The sequence below is a fragment of the Acinetobacter sp. ANC 4779 genome (assembly GCF_004331055.1).
Lineage (GTDB): Bacteria > Pseudomonadota > Gammaproteobacteria > Pseudomonadales > Moraxellaceae > Acinetobacter.
On the sequence record NZ_SJNU01000012.1, the window covers coordinates 33,775 to 47,097 of the forward strand.

13 protein-coding genes are annotated in these 13,323 nt (G+C 41.8%); 2 read left to right on the forward strand and 11 right to left on the reverse strand.

The window, feature by feature from the left end; all coding sequences use genetic code 11:
• Positions 1-112 precede the first annotated feature (112 nt).
• The gene (locus tag E0H80_RS13320; RefSeq protein WP_131366580.1) at positions 113-883 is read right to left on the reverse strand and encodes a sulfite exporter TauE/SafE family protein; all 771 of its coding nucleotides are present in this window, start codon (positions 881-883) and stop codon (positions 113-115) included.
• Between the two features lie 29 nt (positions 884-912).
• On the reverse strand, positions 913-1,818 hold the full coding sequence (truB, locus tag E0H80_RS13325) for a tRNA pseudouridine(55) synthase TruB (protein WP_131366582.1): 906 nt from the start codon (positions 1,816-1,818) through the stop codon (positions 913-915).
• A gap of 154 nt (positions 1,819-1,972) precedes the next feature.
• Here truB and E0H80_RS13330 point away from each other — a divergent pair, with 154 nt between their 5' ends.
• The gene (locus E0H80_RS13330) at positions 1,973-3,001 is read left to right on the forward strand and encodes a lipase secretion chaperone (protein ID WP_131366584.1); all 1,029 of its coding nucleotides are present in this window, start codon (positions 1,973-1,975) and stop codon (positions 2,999-3,001) included.
• A gap of 118 nt (positions 3,002-3,119) precedes the next feature.
• Positions 3,120-4,100, forward strand: a complete 981-nt coding sequence (locus E0H80_RS13335) for an esterase/lipase family protein (protein WP_131366586.1) — start codon at positions 3,120-3,122, stop codon at positions 4,098-4,100.
• Positions 4,101-4,169: 69 nt separating this feature from the next.
• On the opposite strand, the gene rplS is transcribed toward E0H80_RS13335, so the two are convergent.
• The 9 genes from rplS to E0H80_RS13380 form a co-directional block, all read right to left on the reverse strand.
• The gene (gene rplS / locus E0H80_RS13340) at positions 4,170-4,544 is read right to left on the reverse strand and encodes a 50S ribosomal protein L19 (protein ID WP_131366588.1); all 375 of its coding nucleotides are present in this window, start codon (positions 4,542-4,544) and stop codon (positions 4,170-4,172) included.
• 149 nt (positions 4,545-4,693) lie between these two features.
• Positions 4,694-5,434: a tRNA (guanosine(37)-N1)-methyltransferase TrmD gene (trmD, locus tag E0H80_RS13345; RefSeq protein ID WP_131366590.1), complete on the reverse strand. Its 741-nt coding sequence runs from the start codon at positions 5,432-5,434 to the stop codon at positions 4,694-4,696.
• Between the two features lie 42 nt (positions 5,435-5,476).
• Positions 5,477-6,025, reverse strand: a complete 549-nt coding sequence (rimM, locus tag E0H80_RS13350; protein ID WP_067868775.1) for a ribosome maturation factor RimM — start codon at positions 6,023-6,025, stop codon at positions 5,477-5,479.
• 32 nt (positions 6,026-6,057) lie between these two features.
• Positions 6,058-6,318, reverse strand: coding sequence for a 30S ribosomal protein S16 (gene rpsP / locus E0H80_RS13355; protein WP_131366592.1), 261 nt, complete (start codon positions 6,316-6,318; stop codon positions 6,058-6,060).
• A gap of 144 nt (positions 6,319-6,462) precedes the next feature.
• On the reverse strand, positions 6,463-6,924 hold the full coding sequence (locus E0H80_RS13360) for a type IV pilin protein (protein ID WP_131366594.1): 462 nt from the start codon (positions 6,922-6,924) through the stop codon (positions 6,463-6,465).
• Positions 6,918-7,415, reverse strand: a complete 498-nt coding sequence (locus E0H80_RS13365) for a type IV pilin protein (RefSeq protein ID WP_131366596.1) — start codon at positions 7,413-7,415, stop codon at positions 6,918-6,920. The genes E0H80_RS13360 and E0H80_RS13365 overlap by 7 nt, the downstream gene beginning before the upstream one ends.
• A gap of 13 nt (positions 7,416-7,428) precedes the next feature.
• Positions 7,429-11,412, reverse strand: coding sequence for a PilC/PilY family type IV pilus protein (locus E0H80_RS13370; protein WP_131366714.1), 3,984 nt, complete (start codon positions 11,410-11,412; stop codon positions 7,429-7,431).
• Between the two features lie 16 nt (positions 11,413-11,428).
• Positions 11,429-12,211, reverse strand: a complete 783-nt coding sequence (locus E0H80_RS13375; protein ID WP_131366598.1) for a pilus assembly PilX family protein — start codon at positions 12,209-12,211, stop codon at positions 11,429-11,431.
• The gene (locus tag E0H80_RS13380) at positions 12,211-13,323 is read right to left on the reverse strand and encodes a PilW family protein (RefSeq protein WP_131366600.1); all 1,113 of its coding nucleotides are present in this window, start codon (positions 13,321-13,323) and stop codon (positions 12,211-12,213) included. Before E0H80_RS13380 ends, E0H80_RS13375 begins: the two co-directional genes overlap by 1 nt.

Below are 13,323 nucleotides of genomic sequence, written 5' to 3' on the forward strand. Positions count from 1 at the left end.
TGCTATATGATCAGGGCAAACTCTGATAAAAATGGGCAATGATGCCCATGCCGATTGCTTATTCTTATGCAGGAACATGCTCTAATACTGTTAATTTTTGTGAATGTTTTTATTAGCTTGCAAATAACATCTGATAACTTAAGCGCAAAATCAAAACCGAGACCAAGACCAAAAAAAGAATCCGGATAAAGCCACTGCCATACTTTAAGGCCATCTTCACGCCAATCAGTGAACCTGCAACATTGGCAACCGCCATCATCAAACTCAAACTGAACAGCACATGCCCGGTTGGAATGAAGAAACTTAAGGCTGCGAAATTGGTCATGAAATTGCCAATTTTAGATAAGGCAGATGCATGCAAAAAATCGACTTTTAAATAACGGATAAAATAGAAAATAAAAAAACTACCGGTACCGGGACCAAAAATACCGTCATAAAATCCAATCACCAATCCCCCAATGCCGGCCAGAATTAAGGTTTTTCTGGTGATACTCTGCTGAAAATGCACTTGACCGAACTGCTTCTTCATAAAGGTATAAATGGCAATCACGATCAGCATAAACAGCACAAAAGGCCTGAGTACTGCTTGGGGAATCAGGGTTACACAAGCCGCGCCGGCAAAAGAACTGATAAAGGCAGCGACCCCAATCACCACCAATAACTTCCAGACAACTTTAACCCGGCGTAAATACGACCATGCTGCTGAGGCCGTACCACAAATGGAAGCCATTTTATTGGTGCCAAACAATGTTGCTGTGTTCATATGTGGAAAAGCATTCATGAGAGCTGGAATCTGAATCAGACCACCGCCACCGACTGCTGCATCTATCGCACCCGCAAAAAATGCAAAAAAAATCAGGCTGAGGATGATCTCAATATCCATGAAGCTTTATACCTATCTTGAAATAATGATTAGAGATTTAAAACACGTTTTGGCACCAGACGTTTTTTATCAGTAATCTCGGCTAAACCCAAACATTTCTCACCATCAAAAACCAGTACTTCTGCGGCAGCTTCATGCTCAATATTGCTTTCCATACCATGCCCAAAATGTTCCGCCCGCCCCTCAGGAATCTGAACGCTGGGGAAATGCTCGACCGGTGCAAATACAGGTAATAACAAAGCTTCACGTTCAAATTCAGTCAAGCTTTCCAAATACTCAATGGTATATTCGGGAATCAGATCAAACTGACCGGTTTTAATCCGGTGCAGATAAGTTAAATGACCGAATGTACCCAAGGCTTTGGCAATGTCTTCACCCAATACCCGAATATAAGTGCCTTTAGAACAGGTAATATCTAAAGTCAGGCTATTTTCGGTAAAGGACAATAATTCAATTGCCTCAATGGTGAGCGGACGTGCTTCCCGTTCAACTTCAATACCTTGACGTGCCAATTCATACAATGGACGGCCTTCTTTTTTCAAAGCAGAATACATCGGTGGAACTTGCTGAATGTCGCCCACAAAACCTGCCAGAACCTGTTGAATTTTATCTTCAGTTAGTGCCGGAACAGCTTGTTCCAACAACACTTCACCTTCGATATCACCCGTGGTTGTGCTATGACCGAGGTGAATGGTGGTGTGATAACGCTTGGTCGAGTCGAGTAAATAGTGGGAAAATTTGGTCGCTTCACCTAAACAAATGGGCAACAATCCAGATGCTAAAGGATCTAAAGCACCGGTATGACCGCCTTTTTGTGCGCGATATAAGCCACGTACTCTCTGTAAAGCAGCATTAGAACTAATACCCAAAGGCTTATTCAGTAAAAATACACCGCTAATATGCCGGCGTTGAATCTTAGGTGAGGTCTTTTTCATAGCGAAAGATCAAGCAAGTTGAAACGGCTGACATGTTAACAACCGCTTGTCCACATTTACAACTTCTCTACGTTAGATTTACATTTTTAATGGCAAATTTAAGTTCTATTTTTAGACTTATAAAAACAAATACAGGTAGAAGGTTGCATAGGAAATGCAGAAATATAAGTTATGGATTATTTTGGCTCTTATTATTGTTGGTATTGGCGCATTATTATTTTGGCTAGCGCCCTCCCAATCGAGTGCTGAAAAAACACGCACAGCTCAAACTATTAATCCTCAAGCTAATAGCTTAATGGCAAAGATGCCCGCAAACCTGGTTCAAGGCGGGGCATTTATGAGTAAAAGCCAACAAGACACTGAAGTGAACTGTCAGTTACGCCTCGATAGTGCCAATCGCTTAATTGTAAATGAGCAAACCAGGAACTGTTTTGAATATTTTATTACCCAGTATGGAGAAAAAGATCTCAAGCAGATTAAAAATGATTTCCAGGCTTATATCCAGCAAGCCTATAAAGCGCCTGCCCTCGCACAAATTCTAGATTTGTGGAATCGCTATATCGATTACCGCGAAAGACTCGGTGACCTACAAGCACCCAATATTGATAAAGAAGATCCCAAATATTATCAAAGCATCTTTGCCAATATGAAAAATCTGCGTAAACAACTTTTCTCGGATTACGAAATTGAAGGCTTATTCGGGACTGAAGATATTTACCATGAATACACCTTAAGCCGCATGACCGTTATGGACGACAAAAGTTTAAGTGAAGCGCAAAAAGCGCAAAAATTAAAAGATTTGTTCAATCAATTACCCCAAGACTGGAAAGAAAACTTAGAGCAGCTCAATAAACTTGAAGACTTGCGCAAACTTACTGCTGACATTAAGGTGCGCGGTGGTTCCGCAGAAGAACTTCATCAAATGCGGACGAGTCTGGTCGGCCCTGAAGCCACACAGCGTTTAGAAAGCTTAGATGGACAACGCAGTGACTGGAAAAACAAGGTCGATGGTTATTTAAAACAACGCGACAACATTATAAAAAGCGGCTTGAGCGAGGATGCCAAACAACAAGCCATGCAACAGTTACGGACGCAGCATTTTAGTAAACCCGAAGAACAACTCCGGGTTGGAACCTTTGAAACAGTGCATGATCAGGGAGGAAAATTACCATATGGCGAGTAATCGCAATGTAGCCTATCAGGTGATTAAATTGATCATCTGATGTATGTAACTGCTATGAATCAATCACTAAAAATGCTTCAGAGCAGTTTTAAAAAATAAAAAAAGTGAGATAAATACAATGAAATGGAACTCTAAGGCGCTCGTATACGCAATATTATCAAGTGCGGCGATTGCATTGCCTCAAATAGCGTCAGCAGGTCAAGCTTCACAAATCACAGATAAAGCGACATCAAATTATGCAAAAACCAAATATCCTCTGGTATTTGCACATGGGATGGGCGGATGGATTCGTGCAGGTACAGATGAACTTGGAATCGATTATTGGTATCAAATATTGCCAGATTTGGCACGTAACGGTGCCAATTCTTGGGCTACGCGTGTCACACCCTTTAATAGCTCTGAAGTCCGTGGTGAGCAGCTATTACAACAAGTCGATGAAATTATTGCCCTAACGGGTTCACCTAAAGTGAACTTATTGGGCCATAGCCATGGCGGACACAGCATTGCCTACGTCTCGAATGTTGCACCGAACAAAGTCGCGTCAGCAACTGCAATTTCCAGCCCGCTTAAAGGCTCCAAGGTTGCAGATTATATTATTGCAGCTGAAGGCACTCCCGTGGAAGGTCCGTTGGTCAGTGTCGTCAATTTTGCATCAAAAATGCTTGTCTGGGCACAAGGACTTGATCCTAATTCCTTCCCACATGACTCATTAAGTGCGGGGAAAAGTTTAAGCGTTGCAGGCTCTAAGGCATTTCAAGCTAAATATCCTTTAGGTATGCCAAAAACAGCCTGTGGCGAAGGTCCTGCCACTGAAAAAGGGATTTCTTTTTATTCATTCTCAGGTACAGGTACAGTCACCAACGCGCTTGATCCAGATATGCTATTGGGGATTACTGCAAAACTGACCGATCCTAAAGGCGACAATGACGGTCTTGTTTCTCGTTGTAGCGCGAAATATGGTAAAACCATTCGTGACAACTATAACTGGAATCATCTGGATGCCATCAACCAGTTCTTTGGCTTAACTGCATTCTTGGCTCCGGACCCGGTATCAGTGTACCGCCAACATGCCAACCGCTTAAAACTGCAAGGTTTATAAAACTAAAAAATTCAGACATAAAAAAATGCGCCTTTAGGCGCATTTTTTAGCTCGAGATAAAACTTTAAATTAAGCTTTAACTTTACGAGCTGGTAATTTTTCACGAATACGTGCAGCTTTACCAGACAATTCGCGTAGGTAGTAAAGTTTAGCACGACGAACGTCACCACGACGTTTCACTTCAACTTTAGCTACGATTGGAGAATGTGTTTGGAAAACACGTTCAACACCAATACCGCTAGAGATTTTACGAACTGTAAACGCAGAGTTCAAACCACGGTTTTTGATTGCAATTACAACGCCTTCAAAAGCCTGAAGACGTTCACGATCGCCCTCTTTTACTTTTACAGAAACAATAACAGTATCACCAGGCGCAAAAGCCGGGATATCAGTTTTTAATTGAGCGTTTTCAATAATTTGAACTAAAGGATGTTTACCACTCATGTGGGAATCTCCAATGTGCGGACAGAAGAGGTCTGTTACCGCTGGGGACAGAGGCTAAAGCGCATATCGACCCGTTTATCTTTCCCTTTACCACCTTAGTCTTCACTTCGGTCGATAAAGAGCCTGTTTAAAAATACTTAAAGTCGACTCTAAGTATTCGAATCTTTTAGCCATTTCTTTTGCTGCTTGGTCAACTCAACTTTTTCTACAAGCTCAGGCCTGCGATCGAGGGTTCGTTGATAACGCTGCAAAAACCGCCATTTTTCAATATTTGCATGATGCCCAGACTTTAACACCTCAGGCACATCCAAACCTTCAAACTGGTCTGGCTTGGTATATTGCGGGCAGTCTAAAAGACCATCCACAAATGAGTCTTGGATCGCCGATTGTTCATCCGACATCGCACCCGGAAGTCTCCGGATAATAGTGTCCAATAAAACCATCGCAGGAAGTTCGCCACCCGACAGAACATAATCACCAATCGACCATTCCTGATCAACATATTGCTGGATCAAACGTTCATCGACACCTTCATAACGCCCGCAGAGCACAATCAATCCGTCATATTCGACAAACTGCTGTACTGCTGGTTCACTTAAGGTTTTTCCTTGCGGAGACATATACACCACAGGAACCTGAACACAACCTGCTTGCGCTGCAAGCTCTTTGGCGTGCTGAATTGCCTGAGACAAAGGCTCAGCCATCATCACCATACCCGGACCACCGCCAAATGGACGTTCATCCACCCGTTTATAGTTACCCGTTGCAAAATCGCGTGGATTAATACAAGTGACTTGTACAATTTCACGTTTTGCTGCACGCCCGCTAATACCGTAGGCTGTAATCGCTTCAAACATTTCAGGAAAAAGCGTAATGACTGCAAAAAACATCGCAGACTCCTCTATTTTCCTGCTGCGTTCATCCTTAAAGGATTAATAATCTACGCCCCAATTGACGTAGATACGACCAGCTTCAAGATCAACGCGCTGTACCACATCTTTATGCCATGGAATCATGCGCTCTTCAGCATCAACGCTGTCTGGTGTTGCGTGAACCACCATCACATCATTGGCACCGGTCTCAAACATTTCATGGATTTTGCCGAGGTTTACTTCCTGTTCAGCATCATCCAGACCTAACACTGTTAAGCCTTTCAAATCTGTCCAGTAAAACTCATCCATTCCTGCTTTCGGAATTTGCGATTTTGAAATCCAGACATTTGTGCCAACCAAGCTATCCGCTGCCGTGCGATCGCTCACACCTTTTAAGCTGACAACCAAGCCTTTACCATGCGGTTTCCAGCGTTTTACATCTACTGTTTGCCAACCTTCTTTGGTCTCAATGTACCAAGGAAGATAGTCAAAGATGTTGCTCATGGGTTCTGTATTGGAATAGACCCAGAGCCACCCATTTAATCCATATGCTGAACGTAGCTGTCCAATCTGAATACGATCTTCGGGAACATTCTGTGTTGGTGTCATGGGTTATTACCTACTACTTAATTCGCAATAAATTATGCAGTAGCTGCAGCAGCTTTCTTAGCTTGAGCAGCTAAAGAAGCAACACGTTCAGACGGTTGAGCGCCTTGAGCAACCCAATAAGCAAAACGATCAGCATCTAAACGAAGTTTTTCTGCTTGACCTTGAGCTGTAGGGTTAAAGAAACCAATACGTTCGATGAAACGACCGTCACGCGCATTGCGGCTATCAGTTACAATAACTTGATAGAACGGACGTTTTTTAGCACCACCGCGTGCCAGACGAATTACGACCATGATACAACCTTATAGTTTTTACGGATTATCCCTGCGCCGACCATCGGCAGCATTTCAAACCCCTTTCATAGAGGGCAATATTTTACGTTATATTTGCTGTGAAAGAAAGATCAAATTTTAAGTTGTCCACCGTTTGAATTTATTTTAGCGACCATCCCAGTTAGAGGTGGCAGAAGGAGTACAGGTTGAACCATTGGCCCAACAACGTTCCCCTCGATGATTTATGACAATTGAACCATTTCCTGTTTGCGTGGTATTTACTTTAGGTGTAGCAGTTAGAGTCCATGTTCCAGCTGTTACATTCGATAAATTTAAATCATACAGGGCCTGACCTGAAGTCGGAATAACAGTCGAAATCCCTAAATCTGTCAAGTTAATAGGCACTGTACTTCCAGCAGTAGTCCCAGCTTTTAAGAAAGTAAAATTGGCAATTCGATAGCGCTGTAGCTTGCTGGCTGTATCAATCATTACCGCCTGAGCATCTATACGCTTTGCTTTACGTACTGACTCTTGATAAGAAGGATAAGCAATTGCCGCCAAAACGCCAATAATCGCCACTACAATCATCAATTCAATGAGAGTAAAGCCTTTTAGATTTTTTACCATTCTTCACGTCCTGTAATCGTAGTTCCACAAGTCGCATCTTCAATATTGTTTGCAGTGATATTTGCAAGAGTTTTATTTTTGCAACGTATTCCCATACTGGTCATCAAAAAGTTAAAGTTTTTTGTATCCGTACCTTCAGCGCGGATTACCCAACTCTGTCCAGCCGCAGCGTTATTGGTAAGATTTCTGGTGGTATTATCACCATCTCTTACAGTAATCCTGTATCTAATGGAGTTGCCGGTAGCATTAACCGGCAATACTAATGGATCAGGGATCGTTGAAAAACCCAGATAATTAAAGTTACGCGATTTCCAACGTTCAAGTTCACTGGCAATACGCTGAATTTCCTGCTGTGCTTGTGCAGCATTAGCCCTTCGTACATATTGCTGATAGCTTGGAATGGCGATAGCGGCCAAAATAGCCACAATCACCACCACCACCATCAACTCAATCAAAGTAAAAGCTTTCTGGGTAGATAAACCAATTTTCATGTATCACCCACTCTTATTTGATTAGAATATTTTTTTCATACCAGCGTTGAGGAATCAGGCACATTTGGGTTGCTTCCCCCGTCCCCCCACTACCTGTTGTAGTGACAATAATCCGTCCACCTGTATTGGCACAATAGTTTGAACTACTCGTAACTTTTTTATTATTATCTTGACCACCACTGCCTCCAGTGCCATCAGTGCCACCACCACAATTACTTCCCGTACACTCAGCAGGTTTATCATTACCTGTAGTAACGTTTTGAATGCCGATACCGATAGGCGTACCCCGGAACTCTCCTTTAGATTTACACTGTCCAAAAGGTAAACAGAACGTCGTCAAGAAACTTTCACCTTTTACCCCTGCACCACAATCACCTGATATACCTGGTTTACTACTGTCAAATGTCGAAACATATAAACGATAGTTCATCGCAAGTGGTGTACCGAAGACTTTCTCACTTTGTAACTTATATTTATCACAGTCTGTCTTTGTACCGTCACTACCCGTAACACAATTATCAAATTTATAGTACCAACCATTGGTTGCATAAGGCGCAATAATTGTTGAATTACTATAACGGTTTTCTTCAGTTATTAGTCCCAAGGCAGTAATGTCCTTGGTATTCCAACTGGTTGCAGACAATAAGTCTTTACGTGCCACATCTTTATCATAAATATTATAAATGGCATCGTATTCGACTCCCGCAGTACCCACAGTATAGTTTTGCAAAGGCTGACTACGGTTGCCGCTACCTACCGATAAAACGGCAAATACTGAACCTTTTTCATTGTAAATTGAAAAGCTTGGCATATCGTAAAACCGGGCACTTTTACCATCGTTCTTGTGCAGATTGAGTAATCTAACAGGCGCTTTGGCAAATGCTCCCAAAGCAGACGCTTTATTATCTAAATCTATGCGGAAAAGTTGTCCACTCAAGTCTCCAAAGTACAGATGATCAACCAAATCATCACTATCCCGGTCTACTGCACGGATTTCACTCACTACGCTATACTTTAAATTAGCATCATTTCGGCCAATCGGTGCGCTGGTTGCTGTTGCTGCACTCGTATTTGCATTGGCGCTCGCCCACCAAAGTAAGCTACCCGTATCAGAACCTTCAGCACTAAACATATACACGCCAGCGCCTTTTTTATTAATTTGATCATAGCTATTATTTTCATAGCCTTTTCCGTCTATTCCTCCGGTTCGGTCATAGCCACCACCGACAAACATCACCAGTTTACGTACTCCCCCCCAATTCACATAAGCAACTGTAGGTTTAGACCAACTTTCTCCCATATAACTTAATGGACCGGAGGTTTCTGCATCAGGATTAATATGGAAATTCAACTTAGGAGAGTCAATATTTTGTAAATCCAGAGAATAATAACTACGCCCTCCCATACGTAAGCCACCGAAAGCTAATTGTTTACCTTTTTGATTAATGCCCTTACCTGTACCCACGGTTAGATTACCCGAACCATCAATCACATATTCGGTATGTACAGTCCATGGACCATCAACCCCGTAATAAAGGTTACTCATACTGCCACTTGTAGAAGTATAGTTGCTAAATCCTTGTTTTTGCTTATCAACCATTTCATTGGGTACAAAAGCAAATTTTTCTTGCCCGGTTAGGGCATCAACAACATGTAACAGTCCTTGTGTAGTACCAAACAGTACATAATCTTCACGACCTGTTGAACCAATTTTTTTAGTCGCCGGGTCATAAGTCACTTTACCCTTATTAGTGACCAATACAGGCAAGGAATGCATAACTGCACCCATTTGACGTAATTCTGCATTTGCTGCTAATGAAGTGGTTGTAATACTGCCTGGGTTAGCCGCATCGACGTTATAACCCAACAGGCTCATCAAATAACCCCGATTTGGATCATCTTTATAGGTGCTATCTGTCATATAATTTAAGTTGACTGTGCGCAACACTGTATTACTGCTTGTAAATGTTGCTGCTGTACCAGTTCCTGCACCCACGCGGTTGGTGAGTAATTTACGCTGTACAGTCCCATTGGCTGCACGCAATTTGAGCTGTGACCAAACACCACCTTTGGCAGCAAATTTTTTGCTGCCAATGGTATTTTCATCAGCATCAGCGATGGCCATATTGCTATCTATACCATATGACCAGAAATCATATACTGCAGAAGTTAATTTTCCATTAGCGTCGTAAGTTGGTGTAATTAAGCGGCCACGGCTATCATTAACATCTTTATTGCTTCTACCTTGCAATTTACCCGAGGTACCAACCAGATATTTTTTTAGATTACCCACCCATAGGCTATAGTCCTTATCAGGTGTTGGCTGAAACTGTTGATAATAAGCATCATCCTGCAGTACTGCAGGGTTTAATGCGTCTTTTGGAATAGTCGGTGAGCCTGTGGTGACAGAAGGAATCTCGCTTCCCAAATCACCTAAAAATGAATTGACGCTATTTACAATATCTTCTGAACTGTTACCTGAATACCAGCCACCTTCACCAATAATCCCCCAATATGCAGCTTTTTTAATATTATCCTTGCCTTCACCCCAATTGATTGTTCCTAATGCTGCAATATTCTCTGCTTGGGTTTTTCCTTTATCGAAAGAAGTTACTTCGTTAAAATCTGAACCAAAGCCCACCACTGCAGTTTTAATTTTCAAGCCTAATGGGTTTTTTGTTGAATCAAGCAAATTCACTACAAACTTATGCATACAATCCCAACTTGTAGCTGAACTTGTACAATTAGCAAAGGTAGAACTCTTTGAGCCTAAAGCAGTTTTCATCAGAGCCCCTGCACTAGTATTATTACTTGGCTCACCATCTGTCAAAACGTATATACCTTGCCCACTACATTTTTTAATATCATTATCTTGAGTTAACGAGGCAGGAGAGCTATATAAGTTTTTTGCGTCATTCTTTGTTTCGATATAAGAGTAAGGAAACCCGCTATCTCCTCCATCCGAATCAGCAATATTATTGTTATAATAATAATAATATCCATTAGATGATACTCGAGAATCATAACTTGGTAGACTTGTAAAATTACCAGAATAACTATTGCACTCTCCTGTTGAAGCCATATCAATACATGGATAAAATTTATTTGTACTGGATGTTGCTGTATATCCAATAATCCCCTTCACTGAACGTGTACCCGTTCTAGTACCAAACAAATAAGCTGCCGTTTCTGCATACGCATTTGCGGTGGGGGTCCCCCCCCTTGCACCTAATGTAGCAATCTCATTCAACAAAATCTGACGTTGAGTTATACCATTCACTTTTTCACTAAGCGGCCGCGCAGGAATCCTTACTTGTCCACGCGTATTATCCGCCGTTGTTGGCTGACCAGAGGCGTTAAAACCTGTCGGGCGTGAATAGGTCGATAGCCCAATCACTTTAGAATCATCTAATTTGGTAATACCTTTTGAGCTATTGCCATATAAAAGATCAAATACGCCGTCTTTTAAACGTGTAATACGGTCGTAATATTTATCCGTCTTATTCTTTTTATAGTAATAAACAATATTCCCACTAGTAGTGGTCGTCATTTCACCTGCATCAGCAGGCAAATTTGCTATTGCAGTTGTGCAACTGCTGTTTGAAAGAGCACCATTAGTACCACATTTAAAATATTGTAGACTACCCCCTGAACCGATGCTTTTATAAAAATAAACGTCACTTTTCGCCGTACAATAGTAGCGTGTATAGGTCGGACTACCATTGTTAGAACTCACATTACTATTGCTAGAAACACTGGTTATTGATGGAATATCACAAGCATCAATATCCCCAGTTAATTGAGGAGCTCCCATACTTCCCGAAATATCCAGCATAAACATCAGGGTGATTTGCCCCGATTTTGCTTCCTGATAAATATCAATATCACTGGCTTGAGTTACACTGGTCGCTATCATACTGGTACAAAATGCTGCAATACTGGCTGCAAACAATTTATGATGACAGGATGTTTTTTCGCTATTTTGAATATTTTTCATCTTGTTATTCCCCATTTCATATAAAGTCTTGTGCAATCATGTATTCAGTCACCTGCGTGGTAAACGGTACATTTAATTTTGCCAGGCACTCTGTCACGCTATCATCCACCCTCACTCCATCCACATCCTTGGCTGTAGAAGGTGTAGCGCCCGATGGAATAGTGACTTCGCTCATATGTGAATTTAAACATGCATCTATTTTGGCAGCAGTTGTTGTGGTTAGGGTTGGCATAATAGATACCGCAAATACTTTTACAGGCTTATTTTTCTCAAACTTTACCCCTTTTTCATCAGTGCCATATTGCATGCCATAAAAAGGATCGTTGTCTAACTGACTGGAAAACTTGACTGAGACTTGGGTCATGACTGCTTTACGGCCACTGGTAAAAAAATTACCGCTGTTTGCCGAAACACTGCAATATCCCTCTGTCCCCAAAGTATTGTTGATTGGAACATTCCCTGATTCCCATACCATCAGACTGGCACGATTGATATCAAAAAAGTTAGCTTCTGCCCCACGAAAGCAAAACACCATTTCTTTATCTTTATTTGCTGCGCCATTGATATAACCAAACATACCACTTGCGGTTAAACTCTGAATTAAATTCCCTTCCCGTTCGACATTAAAGAATACTGCATCAGAGTTCTGCATTACTAACTGTTGTGCTTGGCTATTGGTAGCAACATTCAAAGAAATCAGACCCTGTTTAATGGCCAAAGTGCCAATAACTGTAATTGCCACTAACATGATCATAACTACAATCAGTGTCGCACCGCGTTGAGATGAATAAGATTTCATTATCGATCCCCAAAAGTATTGCGCAATGCAATGGTTTGTGAAATCACTTGGCGAACATATTTTGGCGCATTTGCGGCTGGTGTTTTTACCTTGACCAACTGGTCTAACACTTGAAAAGTCTGATCATTTGAAATGATTTCGTCACGGCTGACTGACTGCCCCGAACGCACTAAAGCGCCAATTTGTACGGATAAAATACGTGGACGAGAACCCGCTGCAATTGCCATATACTCATTAATAGGCAGATAACGATAACTGGTATCATTTTGCACACCCAGCAGCACTCTAAAATGATCCACGCGTTTCATAATAATCTCACCGCCTGTGCTGCCAAATAATCGTGTATTTAACGCTTGAGAGGGTGCGCCGCCTTCTACTCTCACCACCGCTGGCGTATCTGCTATGGCGTAGAACCCTGCTTCACAGGCTAATGCAAGCGGACTATTCGGCTCATTAGTCATGGCATTTGCATCCACTCGTAAAAAGTAACGCTGAACAACCATTTGTTGACCAAAAGGTATGCTACCACCCGGGTTTTTCACTCGAAATCTTAGCTCTCGACCTTCACAATCATAACCACCCACCCATTCATCATCGGTATCTACTGTTGTACCTTTATCATCACGTACATATTGCGGTCTATATTGGATAGTAAGTTGGTCACTTAATAGTGTCCCGCCTGTACTGGGTTGCACATTGGATATACCGCTCCAAGCAGGTGCAGTTCCAGCCGTCATGCCTTGGCTTCTTGATATCAGATTGACACCTGCACTATTTCCAGTAATTGTTCTAAACAGATTACTTAAAGGCATAGCAGGACTAGAGGTATTATCTAAAGTTGCATTGGCTGAGGAAGTTAAAATTACGCCGCCATATTGAGTTTCATCATTAGTGCTGGCTTTCACTACGTTCAAGTTGGTTAAACGAATATCCTTAACAATATAGTTCAAACCAAAGTTAGCATTATCTTGTAAATCAGACATACCTGACTGTAAAACATAACTTTTCTGTCCTGTAAGAAATAGCATTGTTGCAGCAGCAGCAATCACCAGCCCAAGTGCCAACGAAATCATTAGCTCGATTAGCGTAAAACCTGCATGAAACTTAGTCAT

What these genes read in the sequence shown, in the direction of transcription:
- E0H80_RS13375 (WP_131366598.1), bottom strand. Translation starts at nt 12,211, where the DNA reads ATGAAATCTTATTCATCTCAACGCGGTGCGACACTGATTGTAGTTATG.
- trmD (WP_131366590.1), bottom strand. Translation starts at nt 5,434, where the DNA reads ATGTTTTTTGCAGTCATTACGCTTTTTCCTGAAATGTTTGAAGCGATT.
- E0H80_RS13360 (WP_131366594.1), bottom strand. Translation starts at nt 6,924, where the DNA reads ATGGTAAAAAATCTAAAAGGCTTTACTCTCATTGAATTGATGATTGTA.
- truB (WP_131366582.1), bottom strand. Translation starts at nt 1,818, where the DNA reads ATGAAAAAGACCTCACCTAAGATTCAACGCCGGCATATTAGCGGTGTA.
- rplS (WP_131366588.1), bottom strand. Translation starts at nt 4,544, where the DNA reads ATGAGTGGTAAACATCCTTTAGTTCAAATTATTGAAAACGCTCAATTA.
- E0H80_RS13335 (WP_131366586.1), top strand. Translation starts at nt 3,120, where the DNA reads ATGAAATGGAACTCTAAGGCGCTCGTATACGCAATATTATCAAGTGCG.
- E0H80_RS13330 (WP_131366584.1), top strand. Translation starts at nt 1,973, where the DNA reads ATGCAGAAATATAAGTTATGGATTATTTTGGCTCTTATTATTGTTGGT.
- rpsP (WP_131366592.1), bottom strand. Translation starts at nt 6,318, where the DNA reads ATGGTCGTAATTCGTCTGGCACGCGGTGGTGCTAAAAAACGTCCGTTC.
- E0H80_RS13370 (WP_131366714.1), bottom strand. Translation starts at nt 11,412, where the DNA reads ATGAAAAATATTCAAAATAGCGAAAAAACATCCTGTCATCATAAATTG.
- E0H80_RS13365 (WP_131366596.1), bottom strand. Translation starts at nt 7,415, where the DNA reads ATGAAAATTGGTTTATCTACCCAGAAAGCTTTTACTTTGATTGAGTTG.
- rimM (WP_067868775.1), bottom strand. Translation starts at nt 6,025, where the DNA reads ATGACACCAACACAGAATGTTCCCGAAGATCGTATTCAGATTGGACAG.
- E0H80_RS13320 (WP_131366580.1), bottom strand. Translation starts at nt 883, where the DNA reads ATGGATATTGAGATCATCCTCAGCCTGATTTTTTTTGCATTTTTTGCG.
- E0H80_RS13380 (WP_131366600.1), bottom strand. Translation starts at nt 13,323, where the DNA reads ATGACTAAGTTTCATGCAGGTTTTACGCTAATCGAGCTAATGATTTCG.